This is a genomic window from Candidatus Avelusimicrobium sp., assembly GCF_050873505.1.
Lineage (GTDB): Bacteria > Elusimicrobiota > Elusimicrobia > Elusimicrobiales > Elusimicrobiaceae > Avelusimicrobium.
In genome coordinates this window covers 14,524-33,249 of sequence record NZ_JBNMIY010000011.1, presented here as the reverse complement: position 1 = coordinate 33,249, position 18,726 = coordinate 14,524, and the positions used below count along the sequence as shown (strand labels likewise).

Here is an 18,726-nt window from a genome sequence, read left to right as displayed (position 1 = left end):
CCCTTTTGCTATTTGTTAAAAAGTGTTAGCAAAATGCCCTTTAAAACGATTTTAGGGTCGGATGCCGTAGAAGATTTAAAGGCGCTGTCTGCATCAATAATGCGGTTTAGCGCGTTTAAAAAATTTTTGGACGGGGGAAACGTCCGGGCCGAACTGACAAGGCGGTTTTCCCAGTACATTAGGCCTGCCGCGCGCAGAATTTCGGACGGAGCCATACCGGCTTCGGATAAGCGTTTAATGCGCGCCATTTTTAAAATAGGGAACGTCATTTTGCTCAAAATACCTACGGGTTCCTCTCCGTCATCCACCAGTTTATCCACCAGTTGTACGGCGCGGTTTTTGTTGCAGGCGGTAATCGCGTTAGACAGCTCAAAAGGGTTTTCCTCTTTGCTAAAACCGATACAGGCAAGTACGTCGTTCTTGGTAATGGTTTTATTTTCCCGGTCTAGGGTGTAGAGGTACAACTTTTCAATTTCGTTATCCAGGGCCGCCAGTTCCCCGCCAATGCTTTCGCACAGTAAATCTACGGAATCAAAATCCGCCTTTAAGCCTTTTTCTTGCATTTTTTGGCGGACCCAAGTATTTAAATCGTCTTTTTTGAGTTCCTCAAAACTAACCACGCGCCCAGCGTCGGAGCAGATTTCCGCCAGCACCTTTTCCGTCTTCATTTTTTTGGAATCGTTATGCGTTAAAATAAGCGTGGTGGTGGGGAGCGGGTTATCCAAATAGCGGATGAGGGCTTCCTTGGGCTCCTTGCGCAGTTTTTCTATACCCGTTAGTACGATAAGGCGCGCATCGGAAAATACCGGGGCCGTGTTGGCTAAGGCGAGAACCTCGCCGAGGTCCGCCTTGTCCGCTTCGCTTTGAAAGGCGTTAAAATCGTCCGGGTGGAGAATTTCGCGGATTTTCTTAATAATTAAATTTTTGCGATAGACATCTTCCCCCGTCAGTAAATAGACGGGGGAGATGATATTTTGTGCAAGTTCTGCGGATAATTTTTCGGCGGTAATTTTAGGCATTTTTAGTGCGTAATGGTGGTATATTCCGGGTTGTTCATTACTTTCTTTTTGTTTTCGCTCATTACCGAGCCAAAACCGTCCACCGTGCGTTTGACGATGTCTTTGGATAGTTTTTCAAAGACCACGTCGCGCGCCTGTACTTCCGTCATCCCGCCTGGAAGCGTGGAAGCCGAGTAAATCTGCGTGCCCAAAAAGGCGGGCTCGCGCCATACGGGGGCGTTGGTGGTTTTATCCATAAACACCACATCCAGCCAAATATCCATACGGTAAACGGTGGGAATCAACTGGCTGTCGTACTGAATAGGAACATTTAAATAGCGCGAAATGGTGGTAACAACCACGCCCTCGGCATTGGAATTTTCGGAAACGATTTGATAGGACCCGTTGCGCAAAAACTCATCATAAAGTTCATTGTAAAATTTATCTTCCAGCGCAAATACTTCCGTTTTATTTAAAATAGGCCGTACCGCAATTTTTTTGATATGCTGCGGCATAATTTGGGCCTGCGGTTTATACACCGCCCCTTCGCTGGCACAAGCGGCCAACGCCGCTACGGCACACAAGGCACAGATAAATTTCTTCATACAGACTCCCTTTATTTTTTAGGTGCGGCCACAATGCTTACCATACGGCCGGGCACGACGATAATCTTTTTGATTTCCAACCCCTCCAAACTGCGGGTAACCTTGGGGCTGGCAAGCGCAATTTTTTCAATTTCCGCGCGTTCGGCGTTTCTGGGCACGGCCACACGGTCGCGCACCTTGCCGTTTACCTGCACGCCGATTTCGGCGGTATCGTCTTGCATTAAGGCTTCGTTGGGTTTCGGCCAGGCCGATTTAACTACAAAGCCTTCGTAGCCCTTTTGCTGCCAGATTTCCTCGGTCAGGTGCGGGGCAAACGGGTGCAAGAGTTTCAGGAACGTTTGGAACGTATCTTGGCTGATTTGCGGCAGTTTGCTGATGTCGTTAAACAATACCATTAAAGAGGAAATAGCCGTGTTGAAGCGGAAGTTTTCAATATCTTCGCCCACTTTGGCAATGGTTTTATTCTTTAAAATTTCGCTCTTGCGCGGGTCTGCTTCGGCTACGATTTTGATAGTATCCGCCCAACCGCAAACGCGTTTTAAGAAGCGCGTTACACCCTCAATCCCCTTCATATCCCAGGGTTTGCTGGCCTCAAACGGGCCCATAAACATTTCGTACATACGGAACGCATCGGCGCCGTACTGCGTAAGGATATCGTCGGGATTGACGACGTTCTTTTTGGATTTGGACATCTTTTCCACCATAGGGGAAAGTTCCTCTCCGGTGGTTTTTAAATAGGCTTTGCCGTCTTTAAAGTCAATTTCGTCATAGCCGTGGTAGTTGCCCATTTTGTCGCGGTACGAGAAGGCTAAAATCATCCCTTGGTGGCGCAACTTGTGGAACGGCTCCTTGTGGCTGACATAGCCCAAATCGTAGAGTACGCGGTGCCAGAAGCGGGCATAAAGCAGGTGGAGTACGGCGTGTTCCGCGCCGCCAATGTAGCAATCCACCGGGCCGTAGGCCTTTTCAATGGCTGGATCCACAAAAATTTTATCGTTGTGCGGGTCCATATAGCGCAGGTAGTACCAGCAGGAGCCTGCCCATTGGGGCATAGTGTTGGTTTCGCGCTTGGCCGGGCCGCCGCAATGCGGGCAGGTGGTGTTGACCCAACTGTCCACCGTGGCCAAGGGGGATTCCCCGGTGCCGGAGGGTTCAAATTTCTCTACTTCCGGCAGCGTAAGCGGCAGTTGGTCTTCCGGCAACGGCACTACCCCGCATTTGGGGCAATGCACTATCGGGATAGGTTCGCCCCAGTAGCGTTGGCGGGCAAACACCCAGTCGCGCAGTTTATAGGTGGTTTTGGCCTTGCCTAAACCGCGTTCTGTGAGCCACTTAATCATAGCGGCTTTGGATTCTTTTACGCGCAGGCCGTTTAAAAAGCCGGAGTTAATGAGTTCCCCGTCGCCCGTGAAGGCTTCCTTTTCCACGCCTTGTTCGCTTTTAATAACTTCAATAATTTCAAGACCGAATTTTTTGGCAAACGCGTAGTCGCGTTCGTCGTGGGCGGGCACAGCCATAATGGCCCCCGTGCCATAACCCATAAGCACATAGTCGGACGTCCACACCGGGATTTTTTTACCGTTTACCGGGTTAATGGCATACGCCCCCGTAAATACGCCCGTTTTAATTTTATTTAAGTCGCCGCGTTCCAAGTCGCTCTTTTTGGCGGCTTCGGCCTGATAGGCGGATACCGCGGCTTGTTGGGCGGGGGTTACGATTTTTTTAAGAATCGGGTGTTCGGGCGAAACCACCATATAGGTAGCGCCGAAGAGCGTGTCCGGGCGGGTGGTAAATACGGTCAAAGTCTCGTCCGTGCCGTCCACCTTAAAGGTTACTTCGGCCCCGTTGGATTTGCCAATCCAGTTGCGCTGCATTGCAAGCGTACTTTCCGGCCAGTCCAATTCGTCCAAGCCTTCTAGGAGTTTTTCGGCGTAATCGGTAATGCGCAAAATCCATTGGCGCAGGGCCTTGCGTTCAATTTCGTGGCCGCAGCGTTCGCACTTGCCGTTAAAAACTTCTTCGTTGGCGAGCCCCGTTTTGCACGAGGGGCACCAGTTTATCGGTACGGTGGATTCGTAGGCCAGGCCCTTTTTAAAGAGTTGCAGGAAAATCCATTGCGTCCATTTATAATACTTGGGGTCCGTGGTGTCAATTTCCCGGTTCCAGTCGTACGCGAGGCCGATGGATTTAATTTGGCGTTTAAAATTTTGAATATTTTTATGAGTGGTAATCCGCGGATGAATCCCCGTGGAAATAGCGTAGTTTTCCGCGGGCAGGCCGAACGCGTCCCACCCCATCGGGTGCAGTACGTCGTAGCCGTTCATTAGTTTGTAGCGAACAAGGATGTCGGAAGCGGTGTATCCTTCCGGGTGGCCGACGTGCAGGCCCGCGCCCGACGGATACGGGAACATATCCAGACAATAAAACTTTTTGCCTTTCGGCATTTTGGGGCTGGCAAAGAGGTTTGCTTTTTCCCAGCGTTCTTGTTGCTTTTTATCAATTTGCGGAAAATTATCAATACTCATAATACCTTTATTTTAACAATTTTTCAGGGGGAAAGGGCAGGCTTTTTACGGGATAACGGTTTATTCGGGTCTGCGCTTTAAAAAAGCGGCTATTTCCTGTTGGTTCCCCAAAAAATAATCTTTGACCGCGTGGCAGGTGTCGTCCAATTCCATTACCCACGGGGTGGCGGGCGGAACGACCAGTTCTTCTACGGCTTGTGGCGGTAATTTTTTGAAATATACGGCAAGGGCGCGCAATAAATCTTCGTGGGCGGCGAGCAACTGGATATCATAATATTTGTATGCCGGGAAAAGCACTTGGTCCAAAAAGCCGGCGGCCCGCTGTTGGGTTTGGTGTAAAGATTCCCCATTGGGAGGCACAACTCCTGCCGGCACCAGTTTTTTGGCCGCCGAATTATCATCAGCGGGCGGTGGGGCACAAAAGAACGTTTGCCTCCAAGAAAGCACCGCGGTAAGCCCGTATTTTTGGGCGGCCTCTTGGCGGGTTTTATCTTGTAAATCGCCATAGTGGCGTTCGTTTAGCCGCCAATCGGTTTGCAAGGGAATTTTATTGGGCATACACGCCAAAACAGCCTGCGCGGTTTGCCGGGCGCGCAGTAAACAGGAGGAATAGGCGGCTTGCGGCAAAAGGCCCGCTTCCTTTAATAATTCCCCGGCTTGCGTGGCTTGGGCGTGCCCTTGCGCGGTCAGCGGAGCATCGGCCCAACCGGTAAAGCGGTGGGCTAAATTGTAGGTGCTTTGTCCGTGGCGCAATAAAATGAGTTTCTTCATAATCAGCCGTGTGGGTGATACTTTTTGTGTTTGGCCTTTAAGTCGCTTACGTCCAAATGCGTGTAGATTTGGGTTGTTGTCAAATTGGCGTGGCCCAGCATTTCCTGCAAACTCCTCAAATCGGCCCCGCCCTGCAACAGGTGCGAAGCAAAGGTGTGGCGGAAGAGGTGCGGGTGGAGCGGTTGGGAGATATTGGCCTTGCGTCCCAAGGCGGCAAGGTCCTTCCATACGGCCACACGGCTTATCTTTTTGCCGTTTTTGTTTAAAAATAGTTCAGAGCCCACCTCTTTGGCCGCAAAGTGCGCCTCGCGCTCCGCCAGATATTGCTTGATACGCGCTACGGCGCGGTCGTGGATTGGCACAAAGCGTTGCTTGCCGCCCTTTCCCAGTGCTAAAACCCACTTTTCCACCAAGTTTACGTTTTCCAACCGCAGGTTGATAAGTTCGCTTACGCGCAGGCCCGCCGCGTACAAAAGTTCAATAATGGTTACGGTGCGAATTTCGTCAAATTTTTCGGCCGGGTAAGAAAGAAGGCGCTCCATTTCCTCGTGCGTGAGTTGGGTGGGGATTTTTTGCGCCAGTTTGGGCGATTTTAAAAAGCGGGTTGGGTCGTCCTTTATTTTTTCCTCAATCAGCAGAAATTTGTAAAAGCATTTAACGGCTTCCATTTTGCGGAAAATACTCGTAGCGGCCAGTTTTTCAATGACGCGCAACTGGTAGTTGTATTGGTCCAAAAATTCGGGCGTAATAGTTAAGGGGTCCTTTTCGTTGGCTTCGCAATATTCCAAAAAGTGTTCCGCATCGCTGCCGTAGGACGCGGTGGTGTTGGGCGATAGTTGGCGTTCAAAGGTTAAATGGTTTTTAAAATCTTCCAGTAAGGTTTGGTTAGTCATTTTTAATAATCCGTCCCGGTTTGGCGGATAAAATGCAAATATCCGGCGCAAAAATAAGCGGCTCTTGGGCTTCTTCCAGTCCGTAGGTGGTTTCTGTAAAAATAAGATGATGAACCGAACAAACCGGGATTAACACGGGCAGTTTTTCGCCCGTGAACGCAAGTTTGCGGTTTTGTAGAGTAAGCGGAATTAATTCCAGCGCGTAATTTTTAGGCGCATAAAAGGTGTACATCACTTGCAGAGCGGCGGGCGGATAGCCCGTTTTTGCCGTATCTACCAAAAGAGTATGGCGTTTTTCCAACTGGGTTAAATGCGTGAGCGCGTTTTTAAGCCCGGTGGGCTCTTGCTTGGCGTTATGCACAAATTCCCAATGTTCGCCTATCCAACCCATCAGCAAAAGCGGCAATAGGACAATTAATATTTTGTGCCGCGCTTGTAAATGGAACAGGGCATAAGCCAGTAATAATAAAAAGGAGGGCATTGCGGCCAAAAAGTAACGGTCCAGCCACAAGTTGTATTTGTGCGAAACTGCCGCCACCACGCCTAATAAAATAAGGCTTTGGCCCAAGGGTACAATAAAATCGGTGCGGAGCAGAAGCGTTTTTTTGTAGGCAAACAGAATAGACGTTCCCGCCAAAACGGTTAAAACAACAAGTCCGCCCAAGAGGCGGTCCGAGCCAAAGAGGAATTGGGCAATTTCAAAACTGGCCTGCAAGGGGGGCGTAGCGTACCACCAAGAGGACCCCGGAGAGGCCATTAGGGTTACTGTATGATACACCCATGGCAGCCAGCACGCAAAAACGGCGGCGGTTCCCCAAAAAACAGTTTTGCGCCCTGTTTTAAAATAGCAGGCATAGAAGAATATAAGTAGCGCCGTGATAAAAAAGAGAGCGGACGAAAAGTAATGCAGGTATGCGGCAAAGAGCCCGGTAAGGAAAAACGCCGCCCACCGTTTGGCGGACGGGTTTTTATGGGTGGCCAATAAGTCCAAAAGTGAAAGTGCCTGCAAGGTGAGTGTGGCTACCGCCAGCACCGCAAACGAATAGGCGCGGATTACGCCCGCAAATTGCACCAAGGCAAACGAGCCTGCCATTAGCGCGGTAAAAATAAAGCGTTGGATAGGGCTCCACCGTTTGGGCGCTAAAAACCAAACCAAAGGAACCGTGGCTGCCGAAACAAGTGCGCTTAACAGCCGCATATAAAAGGGCGTTAGCGGGAACAGGTGGTTCCAGCCGTAAAGAATAAAGTTATAAAGCGGCAGATTTACGTCTTTTAACAGCATTTCCCGCCAAATGTACGCCCACGAAAACCCCGGAAAAGCCGTAGCCATAGAGTAGAGTTCATCGTATAGCAGGCCCAAATGCAGGAGCGCAAAGCGTTGGCAGAACATATAAACGCCCAGCACGCCGGAGACCGCGAGCGAAACGGCCGTGATAATGGAATAAAATTTCTTCATACAGGTTATCCATATTATAGAAAATTCCGTTTACGGAAAGGGACAACGCGTGCGGGTCGCCAGTTCAGAATGCCCTCTATTTTTATAATACCTTTTTTCTTTGTCATCCCGTAGTGTTTTTATACGGGATCTGTCGTTTCGGAAGAGAACAACCACGGCAAAAACAGATTCCCGACTACAACTTTCGGGAATGACGGCTTTTCCTCTTTTGTTTGTCATCCCCGAAGGTTTCTGTCGGGGATCTGTCGTTGTTGTTTGGCTGTTTATTATAAAGGGGTTGTTTCGTTTTTTTTTTTGTTAAAATTTTGATAAATTGCGGTAGTCGTACCCGGATGTATCCGCCATATAAAAACGCGTATAAAAGGCCGTTTTGCTCAAATATAAAGGCCTTAACAAGGAGAAAAAATGAAAGGATTTAGTAATGTTTTGTCATTCCCGAGTGTTGTAGTCGGGAATCTGCCGTTATTTAAAAAAGAAAACGACAACAACGGATCCCCGACTAAATTCCTCGGGGATGACGGCTTAACCACAAGTGGTTGCCCGGCGAATATTTCTTGTACAGCAACGTCAGGTTTTACCTTGATAGAACTTCTTGTCGTTGTTCTTATTATTGGAATATTATCAGCGGTGGCATTGCCGCAATATACCAAGGCGGTTACTAAATCTCGTTTTACAGAAGCGATGAGCAATTTAAAAACTATTGCCCAAGCAGATAAAGTTTGTCGCTTGGCAAAAGGTGGAGACGAGACTTGTTCTATGGACGAATTGGATATTTCTATTGCTGGTAGTAATGAGGACGGTTGGGCAGAAACAAAAGATTTCTATTATTATGCGAGTGGAGGTCCAAGCGGTATTCCATCTGCCCAGTATAAGAAAGAAGGAGTCTGTCTATGCTATTTAGATTCTGGTGAATTTGCAGTTTGGTATGATGAAAGTTGTATAAGCAGCGGAGTAGAACATTCTATGGATTATGCCAAATTACTTAATGTAAAGCCCAGTACTAATGATGACCCTTGTTGCTGTTGTTAGTTGGTGAATTTAAAAAATGCCCTAGGCTTTTAGTCTAGGGCATTTTTTGTAGAGTCTATTTCTTTGTAGCCTTTTTCGGTTCTTTGGCGGGTTCGGCTTGCGCTTGTTCCGCCGCGTCGGCCTTTTTGCCGTTGTAGTGGTGGCCAAGATATTTTACATACAATTTATCTTCAATCTCGGCGGCCAGTTCGGGGTTGTCCTTTAAATACTGGCGGGCGTTTTCGGCCCCTTGGCCCAGTTTTTCATCCCCATAGATAAACCAACTGCCGCTTTTTTCAATAAATCCGGCCTCTACGCCTTTATCAATAATGCAGGCTTCGCGCGAAATACCGTGGCCGAGAATCATCGTAAATTCGGCTTGGCGGTACGGCGGCGCCACTTTGTTTTTGGTTACTTTGGCGCGCACGCGGGTGCCGATGACTTCGTCGCCCTTTTTCAGGTTTTCAATGCGGCGTACGTCAATGCGGACGGACGCGTAAAATTTAAGCGCAAGTCCGCCGGGGGTGGTTTCCGGGTTACCGAACATTACGCCGATTTTTTGGCGCAACTGGTTAATAAAAATAATGCTCGTTTTGGTTTTGTTGAGCAGGCTCGTCAGTTTGCGCAGGGCCTGGCTCATCAGTCTGGCCTGCAAGCCGACGTGGGAATCGCCCATTTCGCCTTCAATTTCGGCTTTCGGCACAAGGGCGGCCACGGAGTCCACCACGATTAAGTCAATCGCGCCCGAGCGCACGAGTTTTTCGGCGATTTCCAGGGCTTGTTCGCCGGAATCGGGCTGGGAAACCAATAATTCGTCCACGTTTACGCCCAAATTAGCGGCATAAACGGGATCCAAGGCGTGTTCCGCGTCAATAAAGGCCACGGTGCCGCCCATTTTTTGCGTTTGGGCCGCCACGTGCAAGGATAATGTCGTCTTGCCGCCGGCTTCCGGCCCGTAAATTTCAATCACGCGCCCGCGCGGGAGCCCGCCCACGCCCAAGGCCAAATCCAAGGACAGCGCGCCCGTGGGGATGGCTTCCACGTTCTTTACGCCGCCTCCGCCCAGTTTGCAAATCGCTTCTTTGCCAAACGCTTTTTCAATCTGGCCCAGGGCCAAATCAAGCGCTTTTTGTTTGTTTGCGTCCATACAACTCCTCCAAGTAGGTTTAAATGGTTACGGCGTCTTTTTGTTCCACCGCCGCGCCGTGAAAGGTCAACTTTCCGGCGGATTTATCAAAATCTACAATAATTTTGGTGTGGTCCGGGTAGCGGCTGATAAGGATATTTTCCGCCAGCGGGTCTTCCAGTTCGCGCTGTAACGTGCGAAGTAAAGGGCGCGCCCCGTATTTCACGTCAAAGCCCTTTTCCACCAAGAAGTTTTTGGCTTCCTTCGTAAGTTCCAAGGACAGGTTTCTGTCGGCCAGTTTGTCGTCCACTTCGTCTAAGGCCAAGTCCAAAATCGCGCCGATGTTCTCTTTGGTGAGCGAGTGGAAGACGACAATTTCATCAATACGGTTGATAAATTCCGGATTGAAGGTTTTTTTGACCTCTTCCATTACGTTCTTGCGCATATCTTGGTATTCTTGTTCCTCGGTGTGGTGCGCGGCAAAGCCCAAGGTGTTGCCCTTGTTGGTAATTTCGCGCGCGCCGACGTTAGACGTCATAATAATCACGCAGTTTTTAAAACTTACTTTATGGCCCAAATTGTCGCTCAAAGCCCCTTCGTCCAGCACTTGCAATAAAATATTGTAAATGTCCGGGTGGGCTTTTTCCAGTTCGTCCAGTACCACCACGCTGTACGGGCGGCGGCGGACGGCTTCGGTCAGTTGGCCGCCTTCTTCATACCCCACGTAGCCGGGCGGCGCACCAATCAGGCGCGAAACGGCAAACTTTTCCATATATTCGGACATATCCAACCGGATCATAGCGTCTTCGTCGCCAAACAGGAAGGTAGCCAAACTTTTGGCCAGTTCCGTTTTGCCTACGCCCGTAGGACCTAAGAACAAAAATCCGCCAATCGGGCGGTGCGGATTGCCTAATCCGGTGCGGTTGCGGCGGATGGCCTGCGAAACGGCCTTTACGGCATCGTTTTGCCCGATAATGCGCTCGTGGAGATGTTCCTCCATATGCAAAATCTTATCGGTTTCGCTTTGCGTAAGGCGCGTAACCGGGATGCCCGTCCATTTGGAAGCGACAAGCGCAATGTCCTCTTCGGTTACTTGCGGTACTTGCTTGTCGTGCTCCTCGTGCCATTTTTGTTTTAAATGGTCAATATAACCTTTCAAGCGGGCTTCGGTATCCTTGGCCGCGGCGGCTTTTTCAAATTCTTTGTTCGCCATTGCTTCGTCTTTTTCCTGCACGGCCTGGTTGTATTCCAGTTGCTTTTGTTTGATTTCGGGCGGAAGTGCGGCGTTTTTCAGGCGTGCGCGGGCCCCGGCTTCGTCAAACAGGTCAATGGCTTTATCCGGCATAGCGCGGTCGGTAATATAGCGGTCCGCAATAGAGGCCGCGGCGCGGACGGCGCCGTCCGTATAGTGCACCTTGTGGTGCGCTTCGTATTTGGAGCGGACGCCCTTTAAAATGTTAATGGTGTCTTCCACGTCCGGCGGGTCGGCCACCACGGGCTGAAAGCGGCGTTCCAAGGCGGCATCTGTTTCAATGGATTTGCGGTATTCGTCAAAGGTAGTAGCGCCGATGCACTGCACTTCCCCGCGGGCCAAGGCCGGCTTTAAAATATTGGCTGCGTCAATAGAGCCTTCCGCCGCGCCCGCACCGATAATGGTGTGGAGTTCATCAATAAAAATAATCGCATCTTTGGCGGCGGCGAGTTCGTCAATAATGTTTTTTAAGCGTTGTTCAAATTCGCCGCGGTACTTGGTTCCCGCCACCACAGAGGCTAAATCCAACGCCAAAATACGCTTGTTGGAAAGCACGTCCGAAATTTCCCCTTGGGCAATTTTTTGCGCCAAGCCTTCCACAATAGCGGTCTTGCCTACGCCGGGTTCCCCGATAAGCACCGGGTTATTTTTGGTGCGGCGGGCCAGAATTTGTACCAAGCGTTCAATTTCTTCCTCGCGCCCGATGACCGGGTCCAACTTGTTTTGGGCGGCCAATTTGGTCAGGTCGCGCGTGTATTCGTCCAGCGTGGGCGTTTTGCTCTTGTTGACGGTGTTTTCGCGTTCTTTTTTAGGGGTGTTTAAATTGATTTCCTGCGAAAAAACGGCGTTGTCCTCGTTTAAGTCGCCGGGTTCCGCATCGCCGATAAAGTTAAGCACGGTGTCGCGCACGGAATCCAAATTAAGGCCTAAATTGGCTAAAATTTTGCCAGCCATCCCCTCTTCTTCGCGGATGAGGCCCAGCAAAATATGCTCGGTGCCGATATGGTCCGAGCCCAGCATTTGGGACTCCTCTACGGACAGTTCCAGCACTTTTTTGGCGCGGGGCGTAAAAGGAATTTCGCCCAGCAACATAATTGTATCGCCAATGCCCACCATTTTTTCAATTTCTTGGCGGACCTTGCGGAACGTTACGCCTAGGCCGGATAAAATTTTATTGGATACGGTGCCTTCCAAGGCGGAAAGCCCCAGCAAAATGTGTTCGGTACCCACATAGTCGTGGTTGAGGCGTTTGGCCTCTTCTTGCGCAATGAGGATAATTTTTTGCGCATTTTCGGTAAATCTTTTTGCCATCTGTATAAAACCCCTTTCAAACGATTACTACCATTATATAAAATAACGTGCCTGTCCGCGGGGATTACACCGGGCCCGCCAAAAGGGGGTAAAACTTGCAGCGGGGGGATATTTTGTATAATACCTTATATATGGAACAAGCAATAGAACGTGCCCGCAAAATCCGGGCCATTTTAACCGACGTAGATGGTATTTTAACGGACGGAAAAGTAAACTTTTTCGTACGGGACGACGGCAAAATAGACGAATTTAAATCCTTTAACACGCAGGACGGCTTGGCAGTAATGCTTTGTAACAGTACAAATATTGTGTGCGGCATTATTACGGGCCGCCGCCACCCGACCACGGTGGACCGCGCCCGCAACTTGGGCTACAAATATATGTACCAAGGGTTTTTGACCAAAATGGGGCCGCTGAACGATATTTTAAAGAAGGAAGGCCTTACGCCTGACCAAGTGGCGTATATCGGCGATGACATTACCGATATGCCGCTTTTAAAGGCTGTGGGCTTTGCGGCTACCGTGCCCAACGCGCTAGACGTAGTCAAAAATTGCGCGCATTACGTTACCAAGCGCAACGGCGGGGACGGCGCCTACCGCGAGATTATTGATTTTATTTTAAACGCCCAAGGCAAATTGGCCCCGCTTTTGGACCAAGTGAATAATTCCGCCTGGAAGGTAAACAAAAAATCTCAGTTGGAAATCGTTACGTCGCAGGAAGGCATTGCGTAATGAAAGGCAAGTTTATTGTTTTAGAGGGGCCGGACCGTTGCGGCAAATCCACCCAAGCCAAGTTGCTCTATAACCGGCTGGTGGAGTGCGGGCACGAGGTAATTTTAACGCGCGAGCCGGGCGGCACGCCTACGGCGGAGCGTATCCGGCAGATTGTGCTGGAACCGGGGCTGGATATCCGCCCAATGGCGGAGTTAATGCTGTATGAAGCCTCCCGCGCCCAACATACGCAGGAAAAGATTTTGCCCGCGCTGGAAGCCGGTAAAACCGTCATTTGCGAGCGTTATACAATGTCCACCTGCGCCTATCAGGGGTATGGCCGGGGCATTGATTTAAAAGTAATTGATGCTTTAAATAAAGTGGCTTCGCTTAGTTTACAGCCCGATTTGACGCTTGTATTTTTAATGTCGGATAAGTATTTTACCGAACGCGGCGAATATTTATTTTCGGACCGTTTGGAACAGGAAGACATCGCCTTCCGCCAAAAAATGCGCCAAGGGTATTTGGAAATGGTTAAAACCACACCCAATGCCTATTTGGTAGATGCAGATAAACATATAGACGAAATTCAAAACCAAGTGCGCCAACTGCTGTTGGAACGCCATATTATAGACTAATGCCGTTTGCCGATATTTTGGGGCAAGAAAAAGCCTCCTCGTACTTAAAGCAACTGGTCCGGAGCCAAAAGGTTCCGGGGGCTCTTTTGTTTTTTGGTCCGGACGGGGTGGGCAAACGCTTGGCCGCGCTGGAATTTGCCAAGGCGCTTAATTGCTTGGACGAAACCGCCCGCCAAAACGGCGATGCCTGCGGCGTGTGTGCCAACTGCGAGGCTATTGATAAAGGCACAAACCCGGATGTAACGTTCGTAGATTTTACCTATCAGGCACGGCTAGAAGTAAAAAAAGATTTTACCAGCAAGGGCTACGCCGAGGAACTGGAAAAGGAAATTACCAAACAGCAGCACATCAGCGTAGATACCATCCGCGATGTTACCGCCAAATCCCAGCAAAAGGCGGTGGGGAACGGGTGGAAGGTGCTGATTATTGACCAAGCCCAAACAATGCAGGGCGCGGCGGCCAATGCGCTTTTAAAATTTATTGAGGAACCGCCCGCCAAGACGGTGTGGATTTTAATTACCAATAAGCGCGCGGCTATGTTGCGGACGATTTTGTCGCGCTGCCAGCCCTTATCGTTTGCACCGTTATCCTTGGAAAACGTCAAAGACATTTTAACCAAAACGCAGGCCGATGTGTCCAATGCGGACTTGTGCGCCAAGTACAGCGCGGGCTCGGTCTCCGGTGCGTTAAAGGCCGCGGAAGCGTTGGATTTGTTGCAGGCGGGCGGCTTTGGCACCCCGCAGGGACCCAGCGGCGTGGCGGCGGGGCTTTCCCGCACCTTGGTAACGGCCAGGCAGGAAGCGCAGGCTATTTTGGACGTGCTGATAATGGCCTTGCACCAAGCCTGGATAAACGAGCCAGACGAAAACAAGCAATATGCTTATCAGGCAATGCTAAAACGATTTGAAAATTATAAACGCAGTATCGGGCGGAACGTATCCCCCGCGCTGGTGTTGGAAACCGCTCTAATGAGTTTGGACGGTTTAAACTTGCAGATTTTTTAATACGGAGAGAATATGACTAAGAAATTCTATATCACCACCCCTATTTATTATGTGAACTCGGTTCCGCATATCGGGCACGCCTACACGACGATTGCGCAGGATGTGCTGGCCCGCTACAAACGCTTAAAAGGCTTTGACGTGCGGTTTTTGACGGGTACCGACGAGCACGGCGCCAATATTGAAAAATCTGCCGCCGCCGCCGGCGTAACGCCCAAAGAGTGGACGGACCAAGTTTCGGCCAAATACAAAGAATTGTGGAAACTGCTTAATATTTCCTATGACGATTTTATCCGCACCACCGACAAAAAACACGAGCAAGTGGTGCAGGCTATTTTTGAAAAATTATTAAAAAGCGGCGATATTTACTTGGGCTCCTATTCGGGTAAATATTGCTTGTCTTGCGAACAATATTACAACGAAAGCGAAATTTTGGAAGGCAACCTCTGCCCTGTTCACAAAAAACCGCTGACCGAAGTGCACGAAGAAACCTATTTTTTTAAACTCTCCCGCTACGAAAAACCCCTCTTAAAATATTACGAGGAACACCCGGACTTTTTAAGCCCCAAATACCGCGCCAACGAAATTATTAACTTCGTTAAGGGCGGCTTGCAGGATTTGTCCGTTACCCGTACCAAAGTGGCGTGGGGTATCCCGGTGTTAAGCAACCCCAAACATACCATTTATGTATGGTTTGACGCTCTTATTAACTATATTTCCGCCGCGGGCTACGGCACACACATTTGCGAGGATAAAACCTTGCACGAAGCGCAATTAAAGCAAATCAAGGCCGATAAGTTTGAAGACTTGTGGCCGGCTGATTTGCATATGGTGGGCAAAGAAATCTTCCGCTTCCATACGGTTATTTGGCCCGCTGTGTTAATGGCGCTCGGGTTGCCGCTTCCTAAAAAGGTGTTTGCCCACGGCTGGTGGACGGTGGAAGGGGAAAAGATGTCCAAGTCCTTGGGCAACATTGTGGACCCCGCCAAAGTGGCCGCCGAATACGGCGTGGACCCGCTCCGCGCGTTCTTATTCCGAGAGGTTCCCTTTGGCCAGGACGGGGACTTTTCTATGACGAGTTTCAAAAACCGTTATAATTCCGATTTGGCCAACAACATCGGCAACTTGCTTTCCCGTACGCTTAATATGGCGGCCAAAAACATTGGCGAATTGCCGGAAAAAATTGAAGGCGATTACAAATTGCTCGCGCACGCCAACGAGGTGGACGAAGCCATTGATAAGGCCTATGACGAATTGGCCTTTGATAAAGTGCTTGAAAACATTTACGGCTATGCCAGCGAATTGAACAAACTGGTGGACGAGAAAAAACCGTGGGAACTTGCCAAGCACGATGTGGAAGCCGCCAAGGCTGTTTTGCTGGAACTAGTGGCCTGCCTGCGCAAAGTGGCGGTGTGGTTGGAGCCGTTTATGCCGACGATTGCCAAGGAAATGCAGAGAAGACTCCTGCCCGGCAAGATTGAAAAGTACGCTCCGCTCTTCCCGCGTTTGGATAAATAAAATAGAGATGTTTTTCGGGTGGCACGCTTATAAACAGGCGTGCCGCTTTTTTATCCCTTGCTAATTGGGGTAAAATAGATTACACTAACCTTATGAGAAAATTCTTCCTCCTCTTGCTTGCTTTAATGTGTACGGCGGCTGCCCGGGCTGACATTTTGGGCGCGTCGTTTTTTGCCGTGGTGCGTTCTGGTGATACGGATAAGGCGGAGGAAATGATTCGCGCGGACAAAACCTTGGTGTTTGTGGAAGAGCCCGGCGGGACAACGGCCTTTTTGGCGGCTGTAAAAAATAAAGACGTCAAAATGGCGCAGTTGCTGGCGGATAGTTTTTCCCGCTTGGATGTCCGCACCGATGAGGGCAATGCTATTCATTTGGCGGTTATCAATAACGACGAAGCAATGCTGCGTATGCTTTTTGCGTTTATGGACGAGGTGGAGCCGGATTTGTTTGAGTATTTGGTTAATGCCCCGCGCGGCAGCCGCACTTCGCCCGCCAGCGACCGCAATACGCCGCTACACTTGGCCGCGTTAAATTGCAACCGGGCTATTTATGATTTTTTGGTTCAGCACGGGGCGAGCGAAAAAGCCTTAAACCGCCGCCGCCAAACGCCCAAGCGGTTACTTTCTTTTTGCAAACAAACTACGGCTCCCAAAAGCACTCCGGCCCCGACGCCCGTTCCCGCGCCGGAAAAACCCACCTTGCAAGAGCCAGTTCCCGCTCCCGCGGCTGTTTCTGTACCGGAAAAATCCACCTTGCAAGAGCCAGTTACCGTTCCCGCGGCGGCTGTGCTTTCCAACTAATTTTAGGCTAACTTAAATCAATCAGGTGCCAGTTCTTTTGGTAGAGTTCCGTCAGTTTTTGGCGGAATAAAAAGTGTTCCGGTTTTGTTAGAGCGGGGTCCTGCGCCAGCAGTTCGTCGCGGTCCTCAATGGCTTGGTATAAAATATCCCGGTCCTGAAAAATATCCCCGGCTTTAAATTCCAGTTCGCCGCTTTGGCGCGTGCCTAAAATTTCGCCCGGTCCGCGCAACTGCATATCGCGCTCGCCGATTTTAAAGCCGTCGCGCGTGGCGCAAATAATGTCCACACGTTCCTTGGCAATGCTTCCCGCGTGCTGGGGTACCAAAATACAGAAACTTTCGTGCTCGCCACGCCCCACGCGTCCGCGCAACTGGTGCAAACTGGCCAGCCCAAAGCGCTCTGCGTTTTCAATGACCATTACGGTAGCGTTTTTTACGTCAATGCCTACCTCAATTACCGGGGTAGCCACCAAAATATCGGTTTTGTGCGCGGCAAAATCGGCCATTACGCTTTCCTTTTCCGCTTGGGACATTTGCCCGTGCAAAATAGCCAGGCGGAAATCTGGGAATACCTTTTTTAATTTTTCAAATTCTTCCGTAACGGCCTTGGCAGAAACTTTTTCGCTTTCTTCAATGAGCGGGAAAACGATGTACGCCTGTCTCCCCTTTTCCACTTCCTCTCGCACACGGTCGTAGGCCAGTTTAGAAGTGGCCGATTCCGTTTTAATCGGTTGGCGGCCGGGGGGAAGTTCGTTTAATGTGGAAACATCCAAATCGCCGTAGAACGCAAGCGCCAGGGTGCGCGGAATAGGCGTAGCCGTCATTGTCAAAAGGTCCAACTTGGCGGTTTTTTCTTTTAGTTTACTGCGCTGCTTCACGCCGAAGCGGTGCTGTTCATCAATGACCGCGAGGCGTAAATTGTGGAATTTTACATCGTCTTGTATGACGGAGTGCGTGCCCACCAAAATATCAATTTTTCCTTCGGCCAGTTCCTTTAAAATTTTCTTTTTGGCCGCGGCTTTGGTGCTGGACGAGAGCACCGCCAAGTTTACCTTTAACCCCTTTAAAATGCGTTTAAAGGTTAAAAAATGCTGTTCGGCCAAAATCTCCGTCGGCGCCATTAGCGCGGCTTGGTAGCCGTTTTCTACGGCCAGCAACATTGCGCACAAGGCCACCACCGTTTTGCCGGAACCCACATCGCCTTGCAACAGGCGGTTCATTGGGCGCGGGGAGCATAAATCTTTAAAAATTTCGTTGATAACCTTTTTTTGGCTGTTTGTAAAATCAAAGCCCAGTTGCTCGCGGAACGGCGTTAAAAGATTTTTTTTGATTTCGTAGGAATAATCTTTTGCTAAAATTTTTGTTTGCGTGCGCTTAATGCCCCAAGCCGTAGCCAGAAGCAAAAACTCCTCGTACGCCAAACGTGCGCGGGCGCTTTCCAACTCGGCAATGGAGTTGGGGAAATGGATGGCCTTTAAGGCTTGCGGGGCGCTTAACAGTTTGCGCTTGGCAAGCAAGGTGGGGGGCAAGGCTTCGGGCTCGGCCGCCAAAGAGGGCGTTTGCAGGGCCTCATACACAAATTGCCTAAATTGCTTGTTGGTCAGCCCCTCGGTAAGCCCATAAATGGGCGTTAAGCGGCCCGCGTGCAATTTTGTCAAAACATCTTCCGCGGGATAATGTTCGTCCACGGTAACTTTATTGCCGAAGAAATTGTTTTTGTCCTCGCGCTTGCCGATAATCCACACTTCGCTGTTGATATGAAAATCTTTTTTAAGCGTTCCGAACGGGTCAAAGCGGAACGCCTTAAAGGTGCGTTTTTTAAACCAGGTGCATTCAATTTGATGGCCCTTTTCATCCTCTAAAAACGCCTTAAAAATCAGCACGCTGCGGGCCGGAATTTGCTGGGTGCGCAACACGCGGCCTTTAAAAACCACGAGAGATTCGGAATTGTATTCGTTGGGCGTGGAGTTTAAACGGCGGTCCTGATATGTCCGCGGATAATAATGCAGTAAGTCCTCTACGGTTTGGATTTCCAACCGCTCAAACAGTTTTGCTTTGGCTGGGCCGATGCCCTTTAAATATTGGATTTGCGTGCTTGTCGTCATACCTATATAC

The 18,726-nt window shown here is 49.9% G+C and carries 16 protein-coding genes; 6 read left to right on the top strand and 10 right to left on the bottom strand.

Features of this window, described 5'->3' with window-relative positions:
• Positions 1 to 8 precede the first annotated feature (8 nt).
• The 7 genes from holA to ACR0QV_RS06515 are packed head-to-tail and all read right to left on the bottom strand — an operon-like array spanning position 9 to position 7,467.
• The gene (gene holA, locus ACR0QV_RS06545) at positions 9 to 1,019 is read right to left on the bottom strand and encodes a DNA polymerase III subunit delta (protein WP_432635591.1); all 1,011 of its coding nucleotides are present in this window, start codon (positions 1,017 to 1,019) and stop codon (positions 9 to 11) included.
• Between the two features lie 2 nt (positions 1,020 to 1,021).
• Positions 1,022 to 1,603, bottom strand: a complete 582-nt coding sequence (lptE, locus tag ACR0QV_RS06540) for an LPS assembly lipoprotein LptE (RefSeq protein ID WP_428054554.1) — start codon at positions 1,601 to 1,603, stop codon at positions 1,022 to 1,024.
• 11 nt (positions 1,604 to 1,614) lie between these two features.
• The gene (gene leuS, locus ACR0QV_RS06535) at positions 1,615 to 4,128 is read right to left on the bottom strand and encodes a leucine--tRNA ligase (protein WP_432635589.1); all 2,514 of its coding nucleotides are present in this window, start codon (positions 4,126 to 4,128) and stop codon (positions 1,615 to 1,617) included.
• Between the two features lie 60 nt (positions 4,129 to 4,188).
• On the bottom strand, positions 4,189 to 4,899 hold the full coding sequence (locus ACR0QV_RS06530; protein ID WP_432635587.1) for a 2,3-bisphosphoglycerate-dependent phosphoglycerate mutase: 711 nt from the start codon (positions 4,897 to 4,899) through the stop codon (positions 4,189 to 4,191).
• Positions 4,900 to 4,901: 2 nt separating this feature from the next.
• Positions 4,902 to 5,792, bottom strand: coding sequence for a site-specific tyrosine recombinase/integron integrase (gene xerA / locus ACR0QV_RS06525; protein ID WP_432635585.1), 891 nt, complete (start codon positions 5,790 to 5,792; stop codon positions 4,902 to 4,904).
• Positions 5,785 to 7,248 carry a hypothetical protein gene (locus tag ACR0QV_RS06520; protein WP_432635583.1) on the bottom strand — a complete coding sequence of 488 codons (1,464 nt, stop codon included), beginning with the start codon at positions 7,246 to 7,248 and terminating at the stop codon, positions 5,785 to 5,787. Before ACR0QV_RS06520 ends, xerA begins: the two co-directional genes overlap by 8 nt.
• Before the next feature lie 30 nt (positions 7,249 to 7,278).
• A complete protein-coding gene (locus tag ACR0QV_RS06515; protein WP_432635581.1) occupies positions 7,279 to 7,467 on the bottom strand; it encodes a hypothetical protein in 189 nt (62 codons plus the stop codon).
• A 186-nt stretch (positions 7,468 to 7,653) separates the two neighbouring features.
• On the opposite strand from ACR0QV_RS06515, the gene ACR0QV_RS06510 reads away from it, so the two are divergent.
• Positions 7,654 to 8,277, top strand: a complete 624-nt coding sequence (locus ACR0QV_RS06510; RefSeq protein ID WP_432635579.1) for a type IV pilin protein — start codon at positions 7,654 to 7,656, stop codon at positions 8,275 to 8,277.
• 55 nt (positions 8,278 to 8,332) lie between these two features.
• Here the strand turns inward: ACR0QV_RS06510 and recA are convergent, their stop codons facing one another.
• Together recA and ACR0QV_RS06500 are read right to left on the bottom strand one after the other, a co-directional pair.
• A complete protein-coding gene (recA, locus tag ACR0QV_RS06505) occupies positions 8,333 to 9,403 on the bottom strand; it encodes a recombinase RecA (protein WP_432635577.1) in 1,071 nt (356 codons plus the stop codon).
• A 19-nt stretch (positions 9,404 to 9,422) separates the two neighbouring features.
• The gene (locus ACR0QV_RS06500; RefSeq protein ID WP_432635575.1) at positions 9,423 to 11,945 is read right to left on the bottom strand and encodes an ATP-dependent Clp protease ATP-binding subunit; all 2,523 of its coding nucleotides are present in this window, start codon (positions 11,943 to 11,945) and stop codon (positions 9,423 to 9,425) included.
• A 131-nt stretch (positions 11,946 to 12,076) separates the two neighbouring features.
• Here ACR0QV_RS06500 and ACR0QV_RS06495 point away from each other — a divergent pair, with 131 nt between their 5' ends.
• The 5 genes from ACR0QV_RS06495 to ACR0QV_RS06475 all read left to right on the top strand — a co-directional run bounded on the left by ACR0QV_RS06495 (position 12,077) and on the right by ACR0QV_RS06475 (position 16,612).
• Complete coding sequence (locus ACR0QV_RS06495) at positions 12,077 to 12,676, top strand: KdsC family phosphatase (protein ID WP_432635573.1); 600 nt, start codon at positions 12,077 to 12,079, stop codon at positions 12,674 to 12,676.
• On the top strand, positions 12,676 to 13,293 hold the full coding sequence (gene tmk / locus ACR0QV_RS06490; RefSeq protein ID WP_432635571.1) for a dTMP kinase: 618 nt from the start codon (positions 12,676 to 12,678) through the stop codon (positions 13,291 to 13,293). The genes ACR0QV_RS06495 and tmk overlap by 1 nt, the downstream gene beginning before the upstream one ends.
• Complete coding sequence (gene holB, locus ACR0QV_RS06485; protein WP_432635569.1) at positions 13,293 to 14,297, top strand: DNA polymerase III subunit delta'; 1,005 nt, start codon at positions 13,293 to 13,295, stop codon at positions 14,295 to 14,297. The genes tmk and holB overlap by 1 nt, the downstream gene beginning before the upstream one ends.
• Positions 14,298 to 14,309: 12 nt before the next feature.
• Complete coding sequence (metG, locus tag ACR0QV_RS06480) at positions 14,310 to 15,812, top strand: methionine--tRNA ligase (protein ID WP_432635567.1); 1,503 nt, start codon at positions 14,310 to 14,312, stop codon at positions 15,810 to 15,812.
• A 92-nt stretch (positions 15,813 to 15,904) separates the two neighbouring features.
• A complete protein-coding gene (locus tag ACR0QV_RS06475; RefSeq protein WP_432635565.1) occupies positions 15,905 to 16,612 on the top strand; it encodes a hypothetical protein in 708 nt (235 codons plus the stop codon).
• 7 nt (positions 16,613 to 16,619) lie between these two features.
• Here ACR0QV_RS06475 and recG read toward each other — a convergent pair whose 3' ends face one another.
• Positions 16,620 to 18,716, bottom strand: coding sequence for an ATP-dependent DNA helicase RecG (recG, locus tag ACR0QV_RS06470; RefSeq protein ID WP_432635563.1), 2,097 nt, complete (start codon positions 18,714 to 18,716; stop codon positions 16,620 to 16,622).
• Positions 18,717 to 18,726 lie beyond the last annotated feature (10 nt).

Bases quoted from the DNA above. Each gene is read 5' to 3' on its own strand.
- holA (WP_432635591.1), bottom strand. From the start codon at position 1,019: ATGCCTAAAATTACCGCCGAAAAATTATCCGCAGAACTTGCACAAAAT.
- lptE (WP_428054554.1), bottom strand. From the start codon at position 1,603: ATGAAGAAATTTATCTGTGCCTTGTGTGCCGTAGCGGCGTTGGCCGCT.
- leuS (WP_432635589.1), bottom strand. From the start codon at position 4,128: ATGAGTATTGATAATTTTCCGCAAATTGATAAAAAGCAACAAGAACGC.
- ACR0QV_RS06530 (WP_432635587.1), bottom strand. From the start codon at position 4,899: ATGAAGAAACTCATTTTATTGCGCCACGGACAAAGCACCTACAATTTA.
- xerA (WP_432635585.1), bottom strand. From the start codon at position 5,792: ATGACTAACCAAACCTTACTGGAAGATTTTAAAAACCATTTAACCTTT.
- ACR0QV_RS06520 (WP_432635583.1), bottom strand. From the start codon at position 7,248: ATGAAGAAATTTTATTCCATTATCACGGCCGTTTCGCTCGCGGTCTCC.
- ACR0QV_RS06515 (WP_432635581.1), bottom strand. From the start codon at position 7,467: ATGACAAACAAAAGAGGAAAAGCCGTCATTCCCGAAAGTTGTAGTCGG.
- ACR0QV_RS06510 (WP_432635579.1), top strand. From the start codon at position 7,654: ATGAAAGGATTTAGTAATGTTTTGTCATTCCCGAGTGTTGTAGTCGGG.
- recA (WP_432635577.1), bottom strand. From the start codon at position 9,403: ATGGACGCAAACAAACAAAAAGCGCTTGATTTGGCCCTGGGCCAGATT.
- ACR0QV_RS06500 (WP_432635575.1), bottom strand. From the start codon at position 11,945: ATGGCAAAAAGATTTACCGAAAATGCGCAAAAAATTATCCTCATTGCG.
- ACR0QV_RS06495 (WP_432635573.1), top strand. From the start codon at position 12,077: ATGGAACAAGCAATAGAACGTGCCCGCAAAATCCGGGCCATTTTAACC.
- tmk (WP_432635571.1), top strand. From the start codon at position 12,676: ATGAAAGGCAAGTTTATTGTTTTAGAGGGGCCGGACCGTTGCGGCAAA.
- holB (WP_432635569.1), top strand. From the start codon at position 13,293: ATGCCGTTTGCCGATATTTTGGGGCAAGAAAAAGCCTCCTCGTACTTA.
- metG (WP_432635567.1), top strand. From the start codon at position 14,310: ATGACTAAGAAATTCTATATCACCACCCCTATTTATTATGTGAACTCG.
- ACR0QV_RS06475 (WP_432635565.1), top strand. From the start codon at position 15,905: ATGAGAAAATTCTTCCTCCTCTTGCTTGCTTTAATGTGTACGGCGGCT.
- recG (WP_432635563.1), bottom strand. From the start codon at position 18,716: ATGACGACAAGCACGCAAATCCAATATTTAAAGGGCATCGGCCCAGCC.